Below are 18847 nucleotides of genomic sequence, written 5' to 3'. Positions count from 1 at the left end.
ATGAAGCATACTCGCTGATTCTCTTTGCCAGCTTTTGAGAGGCATCGGAATCCGGAGCCTCGTGCATGTGGTCCTCTAAGTCCATAGTGTGATCATCACATCGATGCTGCCGCCGAACCGCTCATCAATAGCCTTGAATACCGCTTCAATCTCTTCTGGTCTGCTGATATCTGCGGTAAAAGAAGCCGCCTGTCCACCCGCAGCAGTAATTTGGCTGACCGTCTCGTTCACTAACGAGCTGTCACGATCAACAGCCGCTACTATTGCGCCTTCTGCGGCATAAGCAGACGCCAGCGCTGCTCCAATGCCTCTACCTGCACCGGTAACCACGACAACTTTGCCTGCGAACTCCATCCACCTATCCCCTCTCCCATTGAAACGCACTTTTTTCACATAACGAAACAAATTTCGAAGAAAAAGGGATCCTCTGGCGGAGAATCCCTATATTAAGACTGCTGGGTCAACCGTACAAAAAAAAGGTACGTAGAGAATACACGAGAGCCCCTCTTCAAACTCCGTGGAATTCAATATGTGCCTGTCGGAGGTCTTCCATAGCTATGCCGGCACTTACTCCTGGTCCAGAACCGACGATGACTAGTAAAGGTTTATGGCTCAACCTTACTGCACCTCCATTCAGATAGTGGGTTTATTACACTTTTATTTACAAGCCTATTTTACAGATTACGGTCCGAATACCGGTGCTAATTTGGATTCAGATAGTTGCTCGCCAAGACCAAAATATTCGCAGAAATTCATAATCATCGGATTCCATTTCGAAGGATCGACATAGTTTGAGTTAGCATTCATTAGAAGAAAATCTTCGATATGAACTTTTTCGATACGTACTTCAATGGCAGCAAGGGAACTTGGTTGTTCGAATGGATGTATCTTCACAAATTTAGCTTCCAGATGGACGGGGCATTCTTTGACACGTGGTGCTTCAACAAGTTGTGACGGAAGTTGGGTTAACCCTGCGATACCGAATTTATCTGCTTCATACCTATAGCCTCTCAATGCTTTGGATTCTGGCACCGGATTACGTCCTGTTAATAGGGTTAGCCGCTCAACAGCAGGAATCAAGTCAATGGATGGGAGATTAAGTACACACTCTTGTTCACGGATTAAGTTCTGAACGGTCTGAGACTTGCTGCTTATACCCAGCATACACGATTGATTGAGCCACCATGCAGAGGATATCGGAGCCAAATTTGGCGTTCCGTCTTCATTAATAGTACTTATAAGCACGACAGAGGTGCCAAAGTAAAGAATTTTAGGTTCGATTACCGTATGCATAACAAACTCACTTCTCCTCTAAGATCAATTTTCCATTAATTTATCACACGCCTTTGACGGGGTATAGGGATACGGAATAAGACAGCAAGATTTCGAAAATGCATCCCGGTAATGGAGGCCTCTTTCAAACTAAAAATTATCATCGAAGTAAAAAAGAGGCCGGAAGCGGCCCCCAACTCCATAATGGTTTCGTAATAAGATGTACGCTTAAAGCACAATCGGGATGAATCCATCCTTCTTGTACTGTGCAAAAGGGAGATGTCAAAAAGAATTTTCACCTGAAATCCTTCTTCATGCAGTTCTTGCCCATATAATAACCCATGAATGGCTTTACCCACGTCTTGTTGATGCGCTTGAATATTATTTGTTTGCTGACATGATACTTCCTCCTCATCGATATCATTACGTTATGGTCGGATAGCGGCGCTTAGCGTCCAGTTTGTTAATGAGAAGCGCGACGATCACAATCAAAACGATACGCAAATCGTGATTTCGAAAAATAAATTTATTACTCCAGCGCTGGAGCAGTTTATTAACTTGCTGATAAACGCTTATGACAGTTGACAAGACGACAAATAACGGCAGACGATTTGAACAGCACCCCGTCAAGTAGACAGTACAAATAATAAAAACAGTTAAGCGGCCTTGTTCCTGAATTCCATCGGACTAAGGCCGTTTAATTTTGCTTGTAATCGCTTATTATAAAAAAAGATGTAGTCCTCAATGTCCTTCTTAAGCTCATCAAAAGTTTCATATTTATGTAAGTAATATTTCTCGCACTTTAAAGTCCCCCAGAACGACTCCATTGGACCGTTATCGATACAACGACCAACTCTAGACATGCTCTGTGACATCTTGTTTTCGTCCAAAAGCTTCTTGAAGTCCAGCGACGTGTATTGAAAACCACGATCACTGTGAAGCATCGGTTTGCTTCCTGGAGCTAATTGGGCAGCTTGTTCTAGGGTTTGGAATACCAGCGGATTGTTATTTGAATGTCCCAAAACATAAGAGACAATAGATTTATCATGGAGATCTAGAATAGCGCTTAAATAGGCTTTCTGACCTTGTCCATATTTGAATTCGGTCACATCTGTTACCCACTTCTCATTTGGAGCTATTGCTTGAAACTCTCGGTTCAAAAGGTTCTCTGCCACCTGTTGTGGAGTAGAACGCATGTATTTCGGTTTCTTCCTACGGATAACGGACTGAATCCCCTGTAGCTTCATTAGCCGGTATATGCGCTTATGGTTAATCTGTTTTCCAGTTTGTTTACGTATATGTAGGGTTAATTGACGGTACCCAAAGGTACGCTCTACTTTTTCGTAGATGTTCATCATCACCTGAGCCAACTGTTCATTCTCCAGCTCAAGAGAGCTGGGTTGGCGACTTAACCACTTGTAATAACTTGAGCGTGCAATTCCTGCAATCTCACAGAGAAGCTGTATACTCATTGACTCATCCTTGTGAAGTGCTTGAACAGCAAGGTAAGTCGTCTCTCGTCGTCTATGACCTAGCGTCGCCTTCTTTCGAGTTCCTCTAACTTTTTTAAGAATGCATTTTCGGCCCGAAGCCGCTCAATTTCATACTCCATTTGTTTCATTTTGAGTTTCTGTTGATCGGCATCTGTTAGCTCTTCAGGTGCTTTCTTTCTCCCTCGGCCATCTTTTAACGCATCCTGACCACCATCCTCGAACTTCTTCACCCATTGGTATACTTGTTGGTAAGAAACCTTGAACTGTTCCGCTGTTTGTTGGTAGTCATGCTGATTCATCAGGCAATACTGAACAATCTCGATCCGTTCCTTCCACGTTGTAGAGCGACCCTTTGTCATAGCTTTTGCTTCCCCTCTGTAGGCTTTTAAGCTGCTATGACCATTATACTTCTTAATCCAGTCGGAGAGCTGTCTCGTGCTTGAGATCTTGTATTTATCTATAATCTGGTATTGAGACAATCCGCCCTCAAGATAATCTTTCACCGCTAGAAGTTTAAGCTCTGCACTATAACTCCGATTTCTTTTACGGCTTTCCAGTCCTTCATAACCAGACGATTTGTAGCGTCGCTGCCATCTCATTAAAGTGGTCTTGTTAATCTTATATTTCTTAGAAGCAGCTAGAAAACCAATTTCTCCCCTAGAAACTTCTTCAATGATATTGAATTTCTCTATTGCATTATATTTTTCCCTGGCCATGAAAAAGCTCCCCTTACAGTAACAGGTTTTATTTTTTCACCTGTCTACCGTAGGGGGAGCATATCAATCACGGCTGCCGTTTCTAATTTTTAAATGAACTCTTTTCCATTTCAGTCACTCCGGGTATAGTCCGCTGCCTGTCTAGGGATGATCCAAAAAATGATATTTATAACTACAATGCGATTTTTGACGCTGATACATGATCATCGCAATAACTCTCGACAACTACTATTACTGGGTTATTTGCTGGCATGATTTTTTTTTTAATTCGGCTAAGGATATAAGTTCTTGTCCATTTCGGTTAACGATATAAGTTTTCGTCCTTGACTTTGGACAAGAACTTATATCGTTATAACAAAAAAACCGCGATCTTCGCGGTTTCTAATGCAAATATGTTCTTGTCCTCTGACAATTTCTTATCGCATTCAATAATGGGCGGCTTTTAATAGAGCGTTTATGGTCGTCTCATTGAGCATTTCTTATGATAATTATTAAAATAATTCAATAATCCTATTAGCGACCTCTCTACGCAAATGCGTGAGATAACTCGGGCCGCCGGATCGTGCCAGCAGCCCGCATTAAACTCCCTCGATTACTTAAATAACAAAGCAGCTTAGCATTCGACTTCCTAAACCCGTATAAGCTTATCCGGGTTTCTTATGACGTAAATTCTGTTAAACTTTCCGTGTTGGTTTTGGCCGATCTACCTGTGAGAAAGAAAACAGCTGCCGATGGCTGCCGTCCGTTATTCGCACGTCTAATAAAACCCTTGGAGCGATTCAATTAATACCTTAAAACGGTCCACCTTCAAGAGGTAATAAATCCTCTTCCCCTCCCTGCACTCCTGAATGAATCCTTCATCCTTCAATTCCTTCAGATGGTACGACAGCTTGGACGACGAAATATCACCCAAACGAAGCTTCAGATCCTCCGGACAGATCGCATTAGCGAACGCCGAACAAACAGGTGCCTGGTAACCCTGCTGTCTGCCCTCTTTCAGCAGCATCAGTATTTTTAGCCTTATTGGATCGCTGAGTACTTTAGCCGCTTTGGCTACCGCATTTTCATCATTTTGTCTCATGAAAAAACTATATCAGAAATTCCTTGACATTTCAATTTTATTTGAAATATAATCGCTCTAGTACATTTCAAAATAATTTGAAATATAGGAGTGATCTATTCATGTCTTCAGATCCGCAAGCCCGGTTTCATCCCGCATCGCCCGATATCCCTGCCTCGAAACAGCGAGCCTTAGGGTGGATCCTAGCGCTGCTCGCCTTGGCCCAGCTCATCTATTCGCTTGACATCAACATCGTCTTCGTCGCCCTCCCGGAGATCGGTCAAGCGCTCGGATTTTCTAAGCAGTCGTTGCAGTGGGTGGTAAGTGCGTATACGATTTTTTGCGGAGGATTCCTGCTTCTTGGGGGGCGCGCCGCCGATTTAATTGGACATAAACGGATGTTTATTTTCGCTTTAGCCCTCTATGCGATATCGTCCTTACTCGGTGGACTTGCATGGAACTCGCTGGTCATTATTATCGCTCGAGCTATCCAAGGCGTTGGTGCCGCATTCCTTTTCCCGGCTACCTTGTCCCTCATCAACAGACTGTTCGATGAGGGACCCCGCCGGAATCGCGCGCTTGCCGTATGGGGAGGTGCCGGGGCCAGCGGACTGACGATCGGTTCGTTGTTAGGGGGATTGTTAACTGATGGGTTCGGTTGGGAAGCCGTCTTTTATGTCAATGTGCCGCTTGCGGGGATCGTTGCATTGGCCGCCATCTTCCTCATCCCTCACGACGCGTCGAAAGAAGAGAAGCGCCGCTTCGATATCCCCGGTGCCGTTACAGTGACCACAGGCGCCACCCTCCTGGTATATGTTCTCGTGCAGGGCCCCGAGTTCGGTTGGACTTCCCCAAGTATCTTGGTTTGCGCCATCCTTTCCTTGATACTACTGGTGGTCTTTGCCGTAATTCAAGCACGAAGCGTCGACCCTTTAATGCCGCTTCATCTGTTTCACAACCGCAGCTTGGCTGCGGGTGTCATGATTACTTTTATTTTCATGGGGACGTTCGGCGCGCTGCCGTATTTCCTTACCATCCTCTTTCAGAACGTGCATGGATACAGCGCTCTGATGACTGGGCTCGCCTTTCTTATTCCTTCCCTGGCAATAGCCGTGGGCACTCAGCTCGGCGAACGGCTGGCAACCCGTTTCGAGGCTCGAAGTACACTGCTGATCGGCATGCTTATCGGCGTTGCCGGTACGCTGCTGATTCCGATAGGCGCACATATCGAAAGTAATTATCTCAGCATCGTTCCGGGACTCGTGATATCGGGGATTGGCCAAGGTATTACCTGGACCGGCATGTGGGTCGCAGCATCGAGCGGCGTAGCCGAAGAATACCAAGGCGTCGCTTCCGGGATTGCTTCAACCACGTTAAACATTGGCAACGCTGTGGGACTTGCTATTCTAATCGCCGTGGCCAACGAGGGGATTCATGGAAAAAGTGGGGAAGTACTGCTCGAAGCCGTCGCCGCAGGCGAACGGACAGCTATCTACCTAGCAGCATTGGGTATTCTTCTCGGCGCTCTGGTTGCATTGTTTTTGCCGCGAAGACGAAACCATTACTGAAACAACACCCTTGCAGGTGTCATAGGATAGTAAGTAATAGACTTTCTTTAAAATAAAAACAGCGGTAGCCTTGGACTGAAAAATGAAGTTCTAGACTGCCGCTGTTCAATTGAATTAACAAACCCAATTAGGATTCCTGTAGAGCGTTAATTTTGCACTTTGCATTAAAACGAGCGACTCCGGTACGATGGGTTAGTCACGGGTCATAGCCCTTTAGCCATCTTAAGGAGGTCGCTCTATCTTGAATTTTAAAGCTCAAGCCAAACAAAATCAACTACTAGAACGCATTTCAACCCAGCACCTTGTCGTCGGCATCGACATCGCCCAGCAGTCCCATGTTGCTCGCGCTGTCAACTTCCGTGGAATCACACTCGGCACTCCGCTTCACTTCTCCAACAACGATGCTGGCTTTAACCAACTGCTGCAGTGGATGAAAGATTTGCAGGAAACGCACCAACTAAACGACACCATCATCGGTATGGAACCAAACGGCCACTACTGGCTCAGCCTCGCTGCCTGGCTCAGTGACCGGAGCCTCGAGGTCGTGCTGGTAAACCCTCATCTCGTCAAAAAGAACAAGGAAAACCGAGATAATACACCTTCCAAAAGCGACATTAAGGATGCCTTGGTTATCGCCGACATGGTGAAAAACGGCTATTATACTATCATTAAAGAAACCAGTAAAGTGTTCCTAGAACTGCGAGTGCTCATGGTGAACCGGGAGACAATCGTCCATCGTCTTGTCAGCGTCAAGAACCATATCCATCGCTGGGTCGACATTGTGTTTCCAGAGCTGAGGCAGGTATACAAACACCTCATTGGCTCCGGGTCACTCGCTACACTGCGTCTCTTTCCAATGCCTGCTGATCTTCAAAAGCTCACCATTCGCCAGGTAATCAACGGCTGGAGAACAGTCATGAAACGTCACAGTGGTGAACGAAGAGCTGGTGAACTGCTGGCGCTGGCAGCTCGCTCAGTCGGCGCAAAGCATGCCGAGAAAGCCTTTAAGCTTCATATACATCAGCTGCTGGCCGAATATGATCTGGCTATGGAGCAGCTACAGGTAATCGAGGATGAAGTGGCGACTGCTCTGGCCCGTATTCCACTGGCCAAACCGCTGCTCGCAATGAAGGGGATGAGTATCTTGTCTGTCGCCGGCATTCTAGGTGAAGCTGGAGATCTCAGCGGCTATGCACATGGCAATGCGTTGGCATGCAGGTCTCAACCTAGCTGAAGCAAGTTCGGGCAAGTGGAAGGGACAATTGTCCATCAGCAAACGTGGCCGACCAAGACTTCGACATGCCCTGTTCATGGCAACCATGGCCCTCATTATGAACGATGAAACGTTTAAACGACAGCACGAAGTGAATGTAAAGACGAAAAGCATGAAGCCAATGCGCTCAGTGATGAAGCTTTGCGGCAAGCTGGTTCGTATTCTGGTTGCCATAGCTCGCAACGGTGAGGCTTATGAACCGGATCGAGCTCTTCCTCTTCCTATGAAACAGGTTGCTTAATCGTTTCACGCTCCGCACAAAAACTGGCTTATTCACAGGATTTCAAGATTGCACGGAGTACCGGATTGCATTAAACAAAAGGGCATCGACCCGTACCGTTAGGATTACCGGCCTCCACCCTCTGGATAGGCGTAACGAAGGAATGAAAGGGCATCGACCCGTCGAGAAATGGGAGTGAAAGCTTCCGGAGGTGCGTGGAGCAGCGTGCAGCAGACCAACAAAAAAGGAGCGAAAACTCGCCCCTTCTGTTCCCGCATGCTCGCCGGTTACTCATTTAGACGACTCGCGCCCCATTCTATCCGGCTTATGATTTATCTTTTGGTGAGATCCTGCGAATAAGCGAGCATTCGTGAGAAAACTAAATCGTACCGAGGGAGTTTAATAACTCGATCTGATGCTTTTGGGGATCACGGCCTTGTATAGAAGTTCTTGTCCTAATACGGCTTTGTATAGAAGTTCTTGTCTTGAGCTCACGACAAGAACTTCTATACAAAAAATAAAAAAGCCTCAGTATTTGCGACTTCGATTGTATAGATGTTGTTGTCATCTGACACCACGACAAAACTTCTATACAAAAAGTTCAATGCTTCATGTACTTTATTCTCTTCCATTCCCTTGGTACATGTAGCCAAAACACAGGACTGAAGCATTTATCATAACGCTTATCATGTGAGAACTTCTGAATGTAATTTCTAATTGAATCATTTAGAGTTCTTACATCCTCAATAGTAACACTACTATGTTCAAACTTATCATAAACGTCTAGGGGGATGTCAAAGCTCTCGTAATCTAACCCCATTTCACTATACCAACCTTCTCTGTAAACACTTTTAGGACCTGCCATTCCATGAGGGCAACCGTACCTCTCCCGATTTTCCTCTGAACAAAAACACCACCAAGATACACCGTAAATGGCAATACCAATCGTGGTGAGCTCAGTTATAAGACTCTCGACTAACATCGGGTCACTAATTATGTCTATATATCCAGACCCTACTGGTTGAGTTTGATGATTTTCTAAGGTGTTTTCTATATTCTTGGAAGATTCCGTTATTTGACCTCAAATATTCCATGTACTTCAATTCTAAACACCTTCTAAAAAGTCATTGGCATCGCCTATGGCGATTGTATCAGAAATTCAACTATACTGCCCGTTAGCTTAATAAATCGTGCATTTTTCGGGGGTCTCGGGGCTGTATAGAAGTTCTTGTCTAAATACGGCTTTGTATAGAAGTTCTTGTCTTGAGCTGACGACAAGAACTTCTATACAAGAAATAAAAAAAGCCGCTGTATATGCGACTTTGATTGTATAGATGTTGTTGTCGTGGACACTTATAATGTGTCACATTATATATCGCTATTAATACTCTATTTCTCCACATGTATGGATTGTTATCGGAGGACTCAGCAGTATCTAAATTCACAAAAACAAAATCTCTTGGACTTGTGTTGTAGAATTTGTACGGACGATATAGGGCGACAGCGGTGGTGCTGTCCCCCTTGCTATCTCCCTGCTCCGCCTTACCAGCCATATTACTCATATCCGCCTCTTGCCTCATTCTATCCGAAACAATATGTTTACTGAGTTACCCCCCAGAAGGACTGTCAATAGGCAGTCCTTCTCACCATAATGTCTTTTACCTTCCAATGAACTGGACATTGGATATATCCTCTCAAAGCCTTTTATCAACGCTTCAATCTGCATTATTGCTGCAAAATACCACGACAATTCATACTTCACTTAACCATTTATACCATAAAACTACCACGCTATCCTGCCCGTTACTTCAAAGAACAACGGCAGCCGATCATGTGCTGGCTGCCGTCGTATCTTGTGGAACTATCGTTCCCCTTTAGCTTAATCATTCATCCTTCCTTGCCAGCAATGCCGATAATTCTAATGGTTTTAAGCATAATAAAAATAATTTAATGACGTACCTACGACAAATACTAATCCAATAATTAATATACTTAGTGGTTTAGATACTTGCTTATTTGACTTGCCACTCTTCTCAACGACGAAGAAAGAAAGCCCAAGAAGTATACCAAAGATAAGGGGCTTCAAGTCAGGTACCCATTTCTCAATAAGTGTGTTGGAAAAGAGTGATATCATACACGCACATGTGAAATATAACGGAATGCGCAGTTTCATGGGTTTTCTCCAATTGGTTAGTTATTTTATCAAATATCGTGTTTATTTGTGTATAATCTCCTCGGACGCCTCTTCCGTAATAAGTACATTAGAATGTATAGACTAAAATCGTAAATTTCTTTTAATGGTGTTTATAAGTTATTTACTACAAATAAATAATACCACATATTGAAACTATTCTGTCCAACAGCTTAATGACAAAAAAAGCAGGCTGCCGTGGTAGCGAGCTGCTCCTGGATGGGCTCTGAACTAACGTTCTCCGATAGCTTAATGCCTCAATCGAATTTCAAGCTAAAACTTCATACTTAGTCCAGCTATTGTTAGTTTGGACTTCTTTCTGCAGTTGACGCAACCCATTATTATTCAAACGATATGCAAGTATCATTTCTTTCGTTAAATCGATTACCAATGGATCTCGCAATGCTTCTTCTACTAATATAAATCTAGCTTCAGAAACCTCATTACCATCGCTACAAACAGTACCCGAAGTTACTTCCATTTCAAATACTAAATATATTCCATGTTCACTACCATTCGGAATAGCTCTAATCCCATCTCTCATACCAATAAGGCTTTTTACTTTGGCTGTCAATCCACTTTCTTCTTGCACTTCTCTTATTGCGGCTTCCTGAAATGTTTCTCCTTCGTCAACAAAACCTCCTGGTAACATCCAGCGCCCATTATTTGCGCCATAAGTAACTTTTACAAGAAGAACATGATCGTCTTCTACAATTAAACCAGCTGCAGTACAAGATACGTTCATCTCCACACACCTCCGCCAACTAATTTATGGTAATTATAACCTATGACCATTATAGTGTTAAATAATTAAAACCTATCTTTTTATTTGAATAACCTATAATAAAAGAAGAGGCGATTATTAAGCATAACTGCCCTTTAGCTTAATAAAAAAGAGCAGCTGCCGTTGTGACAAACTGCTCCGGTGGATGGCTGAACTAACGTTCCCCGTTAGCGCAATGATCTACGACGATTCTTGAGGATTTACCGGCGTCGGAACGGTAGGTATTATCCCCTGTGCATATTGCTATGCTTTTGCAGTGATTTCATTTTGAGATTTACCAGTCCAATACCTAAGATAATTAGAACAAGTCCCACCACCATCTTCGTAGTAATCGTTTCTCCCAAAAAGAAAACGCTGATCACTATAGCAATGAGTGGGACCAGAAAGTTAAACGATCCGATTTTTCCGGCTTCGCCTGATCTGACAAGCAAAAAGAAAACAAGCCAGGTTAGCGCCGTACAGAAGACCGCAATAATCGACAATGTCGAGATGAATTGCTGATTCCAAATGATATCCGTCCAATTCTCAACGGTTGTCCCCGCAACTAACAATACAATTCCACCAAAGATCATCTGAAGAGTAGTCAACCAGATCGCATCGACTTTAGTAGATGTTTTCTTCATATAAATCGTACCGAATGTCCACGTAATTGTGCTGGCTAAACCAAGCAAGATGCCAAGGATCGAAATATTACTAGAGCCATCGGTTATGCTGATAACAGCAACTCCTATGAAGCCTAGAATAAGGCCAACTATTTTGAAACCGTTCATGGATTCACCCAACCACAACCAAGCTCCAATTCCAAGTAAAACGGGTTGCATAAAAACGATCGTCGAAAATAAACCGGCAGGCATCATATTCAGTCCAAACGTTTGAAAGCCGAAAAAGAGAATAATATTTAGCAATGCGGAGATCAGGTAAATATGCCAAGTATCCTTCAAATTAATGTATTTATAACGTGGTAAAGCGAACAGAAGCAAAATGAAACCTCCGATCGTGATCCTCAAACCGGCGAAGAGCAATGGTGTTGCAAATTCGAGCGCATATTTAGATAACGGCCAGTTCACCCCCCACATCGCTACTAAAAACGTTAAAAGCAAAAAAGTATGTGCTTTTGAAAGCTGCATGAATTATCAGTCCCCTTTGTATAATGGTGTTCACTTATGGTACAATACCTCAAAAAATAAATAAAATGCATTATTGTCATTAAGGGGATATCAAATTTGTTATGAATATTTCTCAACTCATATTGTTTGTGAAGATCGTTGAGACCGGTAGCTTTACCAAGGCTGGGGAACAACTGCATATGTCGCAACCTGCTGTAAGCCGCGCCATCTCTACACTTGAATCAGAATTAGGAGTTACTCTCATGATACGGGAACGAAGAAACGGGGTTATTCATCTTACCGATATTGGCGCGCGCCTGCTTGTCATATTCAGAGAGATTTTAAATGGATTTAATAAGGTTGAGCAGGAGGTGACCGCTGAAAAAGGCTTTGAAGTTGGCACCGTTCGTGTTGGTGTATTCCCAATTGTGTCCGCGCACTTCTTGCCGAAAATACTGCGAATCATTGGGGAGAAACACCCAGGGCTGACATTCGAACTGTTTGAAGGGACAATCGAAGAGATTAAAAAATGGCTAGAATCCAGAATAATCGATGTCGGATGGATTATTCCGCCATGCAACGAACTTGAAACGATTCCTTTCTTTCGTGATGAATTATGTCTGGTCCACCGGGATGATCATCCATTGCAAAGTCGTCAAACAATTCATATAACGGATTTAGATAATGAGCCTATGATTGTGTGCCAAGGTGGTTTTGTAACGCCGATTATCGAGTTATTCAAAGAATTCGGAACCACTTTGCACGCCAAATATAACGGCCACAACATAAACACGGCGTTGAGTATGATTCAAGAAGGGCTTGGCGTCTCGATCGTTTCGAGAACATCTTTGTCACTATCGTCACTGCCGCCTAATGTTCGCGTCAGGACAATTGATCCGCAACCCGTTAGAGAGATTCACCTGGCTGTTCCTTCTTTAAAGGAGTCTTCGCACGGGGTGAAACTCTTCATTCGGACTGCAAGAGAGCTGTATTTATCTGAGGATCGGATCCAATAATGTGCATCTTTACGCATTACAGAATACTCTCAAAACATCGCAGTACCCCGAATAACTAAAGAAAAGGTATGATCAGTCGCCTTTTAAAGTATACAAAGTAGAGATTGGCTTCCAATTGTCTAAAGAAAATTTCGGCGCTGGTTCAGCAGTGGCGGCTGACAATCACACTGTCATCATCGAGTTCCGCGTCCACGATGTCGATGCCGAATACGAGCGCTTGAAGTCGTTTGTTGATGAGTGGGTAAAGGAACCAACCACTATGCCGTGGGGGAACCGCACTGTGTTGTTTCGCGATCCCGACGGCAATCTGGTTAACCTCTTCACGCCGATGACCGAGGAAGCGATCAAACGGTTCAGCGGTAGACGTTGACGGATAGTTGAAATGATTTACTGAGCGCTTCATAGAAAGAGACCATAGCAACGAGCTATGGTCTCTTCATTTTATCTAGGTTCTTCATTTTTTTTGAGAAATACACACTGTTGAACTATCGTTCCTCGTTAGTTGAAATCACAGATGATAAAAATATCCAGTATAAAAGCGAAACAATGCATGCTAAATTGAATTGTGTTAGATGATGTAATTTAATCTGATTAATGGGCTAATAAAGGGGCAAAAAGATGACTAAAGATAATTTTGACTACTATACAGACAAAGAATTTGAGTGGACAGGGATACTGAAATATTACCAATCCCCCAACTTCATACATAAGAAGGGAACAATATTTACTATCGAAATAAAGACTCATAAACCGCTTGATGACATAGATTCCAACATGGTTTCCTCTTTAGCATCTTTTTGGACTTGGGGAGAAGATAGAAGAATTAAGGCTTTTAAACTTAAAACACATCAAGTAGCTGATACGCTAATTTTTCTCGAATTCCTTACTATACGTAAGAGCCAGAGATACGACGAAATCAAGCTCTTCCTCTTTGATTTAGGTTCGTTTTTAGAGCTGTGTGAATATAGAATCGAAGCCATTAAGGTTAATGAAGTCTTATGAATAAACAGCTGCCGAATGATTGCCGGCAGCTGTTTTGTTGTTGAACTAAAGTTCCTCTTTAGATTAATCGGTTATGCGTAAATATCAAGCCCGACAATGCGATTATCGCCTTCATCAACTACGAGAACAAGAGAACTTGCAAAAACAACGAAAGTACGAATAGCGACAGATTCACGTAATTTCTCTTCTAGAAGCCATCCTGTGGGAGATAGAAAAACAGAACCTGTATCAGCAAAAAATGTGTTTTGGAAAAAGTGTTGCAACTTTTCAGTTTCACGAGTAATTAGTGGGATAATATCTTCTTTTCGAATAGAAAAATACTTTAAACTCCGTCTCCAAGTTGCCAGGTTCAAGTCATCGCTTCGATATAAATCTGTTACAACTGGATAAATCCCGTCTTTAAGCTTATTTTCTATAATCATTTTTGAAGTTGGCTTTAATCCCCTTACATTAATCCTTTGCAGCACACCGTCATTGTAAACACCTTTAACATTTGTATAATGCGGTATGATTTCTGTACTAATTAGGTTGATTGAAGTCTCATTTGGTGTTGGAATTTGAGTCATTGCATCAGAGCCAATTATCACAGAATATGCAGCAAATAGTTGTCCCACTTCACTGATGTCAGTTGGTTCCAAGGAGGATTCAAACCTCTTCATTTGAAAGGAGCTTTGATAAATACTTTCATCTAGATTAGGCTTTTCAATTTCCACTAGCCATTGAAACATAAATATCCAAACCTCCGTAAAAATTCATACTTAATGGCTCTTAGATTAAAACGATACACCATAAACCTAATTTTAGCATAATTGGAACTATCCTCCCTCTATGGAGAATCGTTTTTCTCTTAAATGCTCCTGCTTTCGTAGAATTATAACGTGTTTCTACAACTACAAAACAACAAGTGGATGGGATGAAGTTCAAGATGATGTAAATTCTGGGGCGAATAAAAGGCAAGAATACACTCTCCTAAACCACTCCATTAAAAAAGTGGCTATTTCGGAAATGTATGGTCGCACCTTTGGATCTCCACATTGGCTCATGGCGGTCAACCCTCCCATGTCTCACAGAGTCTACGCTCCCACATTCCTTCATTCAACCTATCCATGAGGTGGAGGTCGGATATGCTGCCCGACAGGATCTTCGTCCGTATGTTAGTTTTGTTCCGACTCATCCGTGCTTCATTTGTCTGTAACTTTGTATTGGCTTTCTTCTTCTATGAAAAACGTGAATCTAAGCTGCTAACGATACTTCCGTGAACCGGGGGATATCCTGCAACATCTTTTCTTCACTAAACCAATGCCCCTTTTTTATGACACCAAAGAGAATCCGAATGAGCTTACTGCAAAGCGCAATGAGTGACTGCATCTTTTTCAATGGATTGGTTGGCCGTTTTGTATAGTACTGATGTAATGCCTTAAAAGCACAATTCTTTGCTACCAGTGGCATCATGACGCGAAATAGTAGCACTCGTAGTCGCTTACGACCGCGCTTCGTTATCTTCGTCTGTCCCTTGTGTTTACCCGAGGTATTTTCTTTTAGGTTCAAGCCCGCCAGCTTAATAATTTGCTTAGGATGTTGGTAACGTTCAATGTCACCAACTTCAGCGAGAAAACCAGCGATGCTATCCCGACCAATTCCTTTAATGGCCAGTAATTGCTTCACATGAGGGATTTGCTCCAGGAGCTCATCCAGCTTTACTTCAAGTTCTTCAAACTTACTTTCAAGCAGCTCGTACTGTGTTAACAGTAGCTTGAGCTCTAGTTTTGCTAATGCTGCACCTTCTCTTATACCCACGGATCGGCTTGCGGCTGCTTTCAAACTCCTCATACGTTCTATACCAAGACCGCGTTTGGCAACCTCTCTGAGATGCCTCAGCAGGGATTCCTCTGACTGAGAAACCAGCTCATACGGCAACAAACAAAGACCGAGCATCTGGCGTGCAGACTTGCATTCCCAATCCTTAAACACCGTGAGAAACTCAGGAAAGTACCGATCCAACCAATTATGAACGCGGCCTTGCACCACACGCAGGTCAGTGGACAGATGATCGCGGATTTTCATCGCTTCCCTAAGTTCGGCATAGATGCCCTGCGGCAGATTAGGTACGGCGTATCTTCCGTCTTTGACGAGCTGTGCAATGACTTTGGCATCTTTAATGTCGTTCTTGGTCGGCGAATTGTCGTCCAATTCTTTGCTTTTCTTCACGTGTAACGGATTAACCACGACGCATAAAACTTGTTGTTCTAGCAGGAAACACGCAAGGTTCAGCCAGTAATGGCCGGTCGGTTCCATGCCAACAACGACGTCCTTAAACCCTTGCTCCGTCGCAATTTTATGAAACCAGCTAACGAACAATTCAAAGCCCTCTCGGTTATTTTCAAACGTAATTGTCCTCCCCAGTTCGACTCCGCGGTAGTCTTGCGCTCGGGCCACATGTTTGAACTTTGCAATGTCGACACCGACAATTAATGTAGAAGAAGTGATTTGATTAATGCGTTCATTTTGAGTAAAATTCATTTTGTACTCTCCTTGGTTTGTATTTGGATCCGGTCGCTGGCCAGCATCTGGGACCCACATACATCATACCAAGGAGTCTTTTTGTTTCTCAAATCTTGTATTTCTTCATAATAGGAATGCTGCCCGTTAGCTTAATAAATCGTGCCATATTAAAGTGTCACCCCACTTTGAGAATACCAATTGATCTTGCACAGTTTCGATTAAGATGAATTCAAAAAAAGACGATGTCCAATTGTCTTCATCGTTGAAAAATGTTAATGACATGATTGCTTCTATAAGCTTACATAAATACAATAAATCAGTTCTGTCGGGAATGAGATCAAGTTCTTGTCATTATCTTGTGACAAGAACTTGATCCCATAACATAAAGAAGCCGCGTAAATCGCGGCCCTTAATGAGATAATGTTCTTGTCATCCGACAAGTATCAAACAGGAGGGAGCAATTCGTTCAGATGTCATTGACTCGACTGAAATTGTTGTTAGTTTCGGAGATGATGCATGATGAAATATCGAGGAGAACAAAGACTGAAAATTGTTTTACGTCAGGAACTCCGGAACTTATATATTAATGATGATCACGGAAATATCATGCCAATTGAGGAATTTATTTTACTCAAATAAAAAGAGAAAGCGCAATAAACAGCGCTTTCTCTTTCTTCTACTGCCCCCACGAGCGGGGGCAGGCTTTGTTTGGGCATACGTGGTGTAAGGGGATGGAGGGTTTGTATCTATGGAGGAAAGCATAGGCTTCCGAAGTGCCCTCTCCCAAAGCCATTACCCTACACCGCCTCGATTGCCTTCCCCGTAAACTGGCTATTATACAAATCCGCATAGAACCCGCCTTGCACAAGCAACTCTTCATGTGTGCCCTGCTCGATAATCGAACCCTGGTTCATCACAAGAATCAGATCGGCGTCGCGGATCGTCGACAAGCGGTGAGCGATAACGAAGCTTGTTCTGCCTTCCATCAGATGACCCATCGCCTTCTGAATGTAGACCTCTGTTCGTGTATCGACACTGGAGGTTGCCTCGTCAAGAATCAGAATGGACGGATCAGCCAATATTGCCCGGGCAATCGTAAGCAGCTGCTTCTGCCCTTGCGAAATATTGGACGCTTCTTCATTCAGAATCGTATCGTAGCCATCCGGCAGCGTCCGGATAAAGTGATCCGCATGCGCGGCTTTAGCTGCGTTTACAACATCCTCTTCCGTTGCTCCTTCACGTCCATAAGCGATATTGTCACGGATCGTTCCGTTAAAGAGCCATGTATCCTGCAGCACCATTCCGAACATGCCGCGCAAATTACTGCGTTTCAGATCCGTAATGTTCATGCCGTCGATCGTAATTTTCCCGTCGTTCAGTTCGTAGAACCGCATGAGCAGGTTAACGAGCGTTGTTTTACCTGCACCTGTTGGGCCAACAATGGCAACCGTCTGACCGGGCAGCACGTCGATGTTCATGTTATCGATCAAAGTCTTGTCAGCCGTATAGCCAAACTTCACATGATTGAAATGCACCGAACCCTTCGGACGTGCAATGGTTTTCGCCGGATTAGCCTCCGGTACTTCCTCTTCCTCATCCAGAACTTCAAATACGCGTTCCGCAGAAGCGATTGTTGATTGAATAACGTTCGAAATATTCGCCAGCTGCGTAATTGGCCAGGTGAATTGTCTTGTATATTGAATAAAAGCCAGAATATCACCGACTTCAATCGCGCGCTTCGTTACGAGAATACCGCCAACGATGCTGACAAAGACGTAGCCGATATTACCGATAAAGCTCATGATTGGCATAATAATACCGGAGATGAATTGAGCACGCCAGCCGGCATCATAGAGCTGATCATTCATTTCATTAAACTTCTCGATCGATTGGCGCTCACGGCCAAATGCTTTAACGATCTTATGGCCGGTGTACATCTCTTCCACATGGCCGTTTAGTTTGCCAAGCTCCGCTTGCTGTTTGACGAAATATTTTTGCGAGCGTTTGGCAATAACAGCCGTTGCGGCCAAGCTCACCGGAATCGTCAAGAAGACGATTAACGTCATCAGCGGGCTGATCGTGAGCATCATGACAATAATACCAACCAATGTAATGACCGATGTAATCAGCTGAGTTAAGCTCTGCTGCAGGGTGTTGGCAATATTGTCCACGTCATTCACGACACGGCTTAATATTTCACCGTTAGACTTGGAATCAAAATATTTAAGCGGCAGCCGGTTAAACTTCGCATTCACCTGCTTGCGCAAATCATAAACCGTATTCTGCGCTACGCCCGCCATCAAATACTGCTGGATATAGCTGAACACGGAGCTGATGAGATACAGGACGACGAGAATAACCAAAATTTGATTGATCGCATCGAAATCAATCCCCGGTCCGCCGGTCTGCTTGCCAAAAAAGCCTTCGGACAGCTTCGTCATCGCTTTACCCATAATTTTCGGGCTCACGATGCTAAACACCGTGCTAAGTATTGCTGTAAGCAGTACCAGCATGAGCTTGGTTTGATGCGGCTTCAAATAAGCCATTAAACGAAATAGTGTTCCTTTGAAATTTTTCGGCTTCTGCACGGGCATCCCGAACCCGCCGGGTCCTCCCATGCCAGGTCCTTTGCCGGGACCGCCGG

Annotated in this window: 12 protein-coding genes and 2 pseudogenes; 5 read left to right on the top strand and 9 right to left on the bottom strand. The window is 43.7% G+C overall.

Annotated features, from left to right (window positions below):
* Positions 1–75: 75 nt before the first annotated feature.
* The 4 genes from BM200_RS17755 to BM200_RS17730 form a co-directional block, all read right to left on the bottom strand.
* Complete coding sequence (locus BM200_RS17755; RefSeq protein ID WP_091187827.1) at positions 76–354, bottom strand: SDR family NAD(P)-dependent oxidoreductase; 279 nt, start codon at positions 352–354, stop codon at positions 76–78.
* A 327-nt stretch (positions 355–681) separates the two neighbouring features.
* Positions 682–1293 carry a flavin reductase family protein gene (locus BM200_RS17750; RefSeq protein ID WP_091187826.1) on the bottom strand — a complete coding sequence of 204 codons (612 nt, stop codon included), beginning with the start codon at positions 1291–1293 and terminating at the stop codon, positions 682–684.
* A 635-nt stretch (positions 1294–1928) separates the two neighbouring features.
* Positions 1929–3481, bottom strand: a protein-coding gene (locus tag BM200_RS30840) for an IS3 family transposase (protein WP_425434577.1) whose coding sequence is annotated in 2 segments (ribosomal slippage) — positions 1929–2851 and positions 2851–3481 — 1554 coding nt in all. Because the reading frame shifts where the segments join, the coding sequence is not laid out codon by codon here.
* A gap of 757 nt (positions 3482–4238) precedes the next feature.
* Positions 4239–4562 carry an ArsR/SmtB family transcription factor gene (locus tag BM200_RS17730; protein ID WP_091187819.1) on the bottom strand — a complete coding sequence of 108 codons (324 nt, stop codon included), beginning with the start codon at positions 4560–4562 and terminating at the stop codon, positions 4239–4241.
* A gap of 101 nt (positions 4563–4663) precedes the next feature.
* Between BM200_RS17730 and BM200_RS17725 the strand changes: the two genes are divergently transcribed.
* Together BM200_RS17725 and BM200_RS17720 are read left to right on the top strand one after the other, a co-directional pair.
* The gene (locus BM200_RS17725; RefSeq protein WP_091187818.1) at positions 4664–6109 is read left to right on the top strand and encodes an MFS transporter; all 1446 of its coding nucleotides are present in this window, start codon (positions 4664–4666) and stop codon (positions 6107–6109) included.
* A 241-nt stretch (positions 6110–6350) separates the two neighbouring features.
* Positions 6351–7623: pseudogene (locus BM200_RS17720) on the top strand (IS110 family RNA-guided transposase).
* A gap of 2438 nt (positions 7624–10061) precedes the next feature.
* Here BM200_RS17720 and BM200_RS17705 read toward each other — a convergent pair.
* Positions 10062–10538 (bottom strand): NUDIX domain-containing protein, encoded by a 477-nt coding sequence (locus tag BM200_RS17705; protein WP_091187814.1) that lies wholly within the window; start codon positions 10536–10538, stop codon positions 10062–10064.
* A gap of 263 nt (positions 10539–10801) precedes the next feature.
* A complete protein-coding gene (locus BM200_RS17700; protein ID WP_091187812.1) occupies positions 10802–11704 on the bottom strand; it encodes a DMT family transporter in 903 nt (300 codons plus the stop codon).
* Between the two features lie 101 nt (positions 11705–11805).
* Here BM200_RS17700 and BM200_RS17695 point away from each other — a divergent pair, with 101 nt between their 5' ends.
* The 3 genes and pseudogenes from BM200_RS17695 to BM200_RS17685 all read left to right on the top strand — a co-directional run bounded on the left by BM200_RS17695 (position 11806) and on the right by BM200_RS17685 (position 13701).
* On the top strand, positions 11806–12699 hold the full coding sequence (locus BM200_RS17695) for a LysR family transcriptional regulator (protein ID WP_091187810.1): 894 nt from the start codon (positions 11806–11808) through the stop codon (positions 12697–12699).
* A gap of 127 nt (positions 12700–12826) precedes the next feature.
* Positions 12827–13069 (top strand): annotated as a pseudogene (locus tag BM200_RS17690) (VOC family protein); the annotation flags it as partial.
* 248 nt (positions 13070–13317) lie between these two features.
* Positions 13318–13701 carry a hypothetical protein gene (locus BM200_RS17685; RefSeq protein ID WP_091187808.1) on the top strand — a complete coding sequence of 128 codons (384 nt, stop codon included), beginning with the start codon at positions 13318–13320 and terminating at the stop codon, positions 13699–13701.
* Positions 13702–13772: 71 nt separating this feature from the next.
* Here the strand turns inward: BM200_RS17685 and BM200_RS30440 are convergent, their stop codons facing one another.
* The 3 genes from BM200_RS30440 to BM200_RS17670 form a co-directional block, all read right to left on the bottom strand.
* Positions 13773–14429, bottom strand: a complete 657-nt coding sequence (locus tag BM200_RS30440) for a hypothetical protein (protein WP_245773068.1) — start codon at positions 14427–14429, stop codon at positions 13773–13775.
* A gap of 505 nt (positions 14430–14934) precedes the next feature.
* Complete coding sequence (locus tag BM200_RS17675) at positions 14935–16221, bottom strand: IS110 family RNA-guided transposase (protein ID WP_091187806.1); 1287 nt, start codon at positions 16219–16221, stop codon at positions 14935–14937.
* Between the two features lie 779 nt (positions 16222–17000).
* A complete protein-coding gene (locus BM200_RS17670) occupies positions 17001–18821 on the bottom strand; it encodes an ABC transporter ATP-binding protein (protein ID WP_091187963.1) in 1821 nt (606 codons plus the stop codon).
* Positions 18822–18847 lie beyond the last annotated feature (26 nt).

It is taken from the genome of Paenibacillus catalpae (genome assembly GCF_900112695.1).
Taxonomy (GTDB): domain Bacteria; phylum Bacillota; class Bacilli; order Paenibacillales; family Paenibacillaceae; genus Pristimantibacillus; species Pristimantibacillus catalpae.
This window is presented reverse-complemented; position numbering and strand designations above follow the sequence as displayed.

Excerpts from the sequence above, each read along its gene's own strand:
- BM200_RS17750 (WP_091187826.1), bottom strand. The coding sequence starts at position 1,293 with ATGCATACGGTAATCGAACCTAAAATTCTTTACTTTGGCACCTCTGTC.
- BM200_RS17725 (WP_091187818.1), top strand. The coding sequence starts at position 4,664 with ATGTCTTCAGATCCGCAAGCCCGGTTTCATCCCGCATCGCCCGATATC.
- BM200_RS17700 (WP_091187812.1), bottom strand. The coding sequence starts at position 11,704 with ATGCAGCTTTCAAAAGCACATACTTTTTTGCTTTTAACGTTTTTAGTA.
- BM200_RS17705 (WP_091187814.1), bottom strand. The coding sequence starts at position 10,538 with ATGAACGTATCTTGTACTGCAGCTGGTTTAATTGTAGAAGACGATCAT.
- BM200_RS17670 (WP_091187963.1), bottom strand. The coding sequence starts at position 18,821 with ATGGGAGGACCCGGCGGGTTCGGGATGCCCGTGCAGAAGCCGAAAAAT.
- BM200_RS17695 (WP_091187810.1), top strand. The coding sequence starts at position 11,806 with ATGAATATTTCTCAACTCATATTGTTTGTGAAGATCGTTGAGACCGGT.
- BM200_RS17675 (WP_091187806.1), bottom strand. The coding sequence starts at position 16,221 with ATGAATTTTACTCAAAATGAACGCATTAATCAAATCACTTCTTCTACA.
- BM200_RS17755 (WP_091187827.1), bottom strand. The coding sequence starts at position 354 with ATGGAGTTCGCAGGCAAAGTTGTCGTGGTTACCGGTGCAGGTAGAGGC.
- BM200_RS30440 (WP_245773068.1), bottom strand. The coding sequence starts at position 14,429 with ATGTTTCAATGGCTAGTGGAAATTGAAAAGCCTAATCTAGATGAAAGT.
- BM200_RS17685 (WP_091187808.1), top strand. The coding sequence starts at position 13,318 with ATGACTAAAGATAATTTTGACTACTATACAGACAAAGAATTTGAGTGG.
- BM200_RS17730 (WP_091187819.1), bottom strand. The coding sequence starts at position 4,562 with ATGAGACAAAATGATGAAAATGCGGTAGCCAAAGCGGCTAAAGTACTC.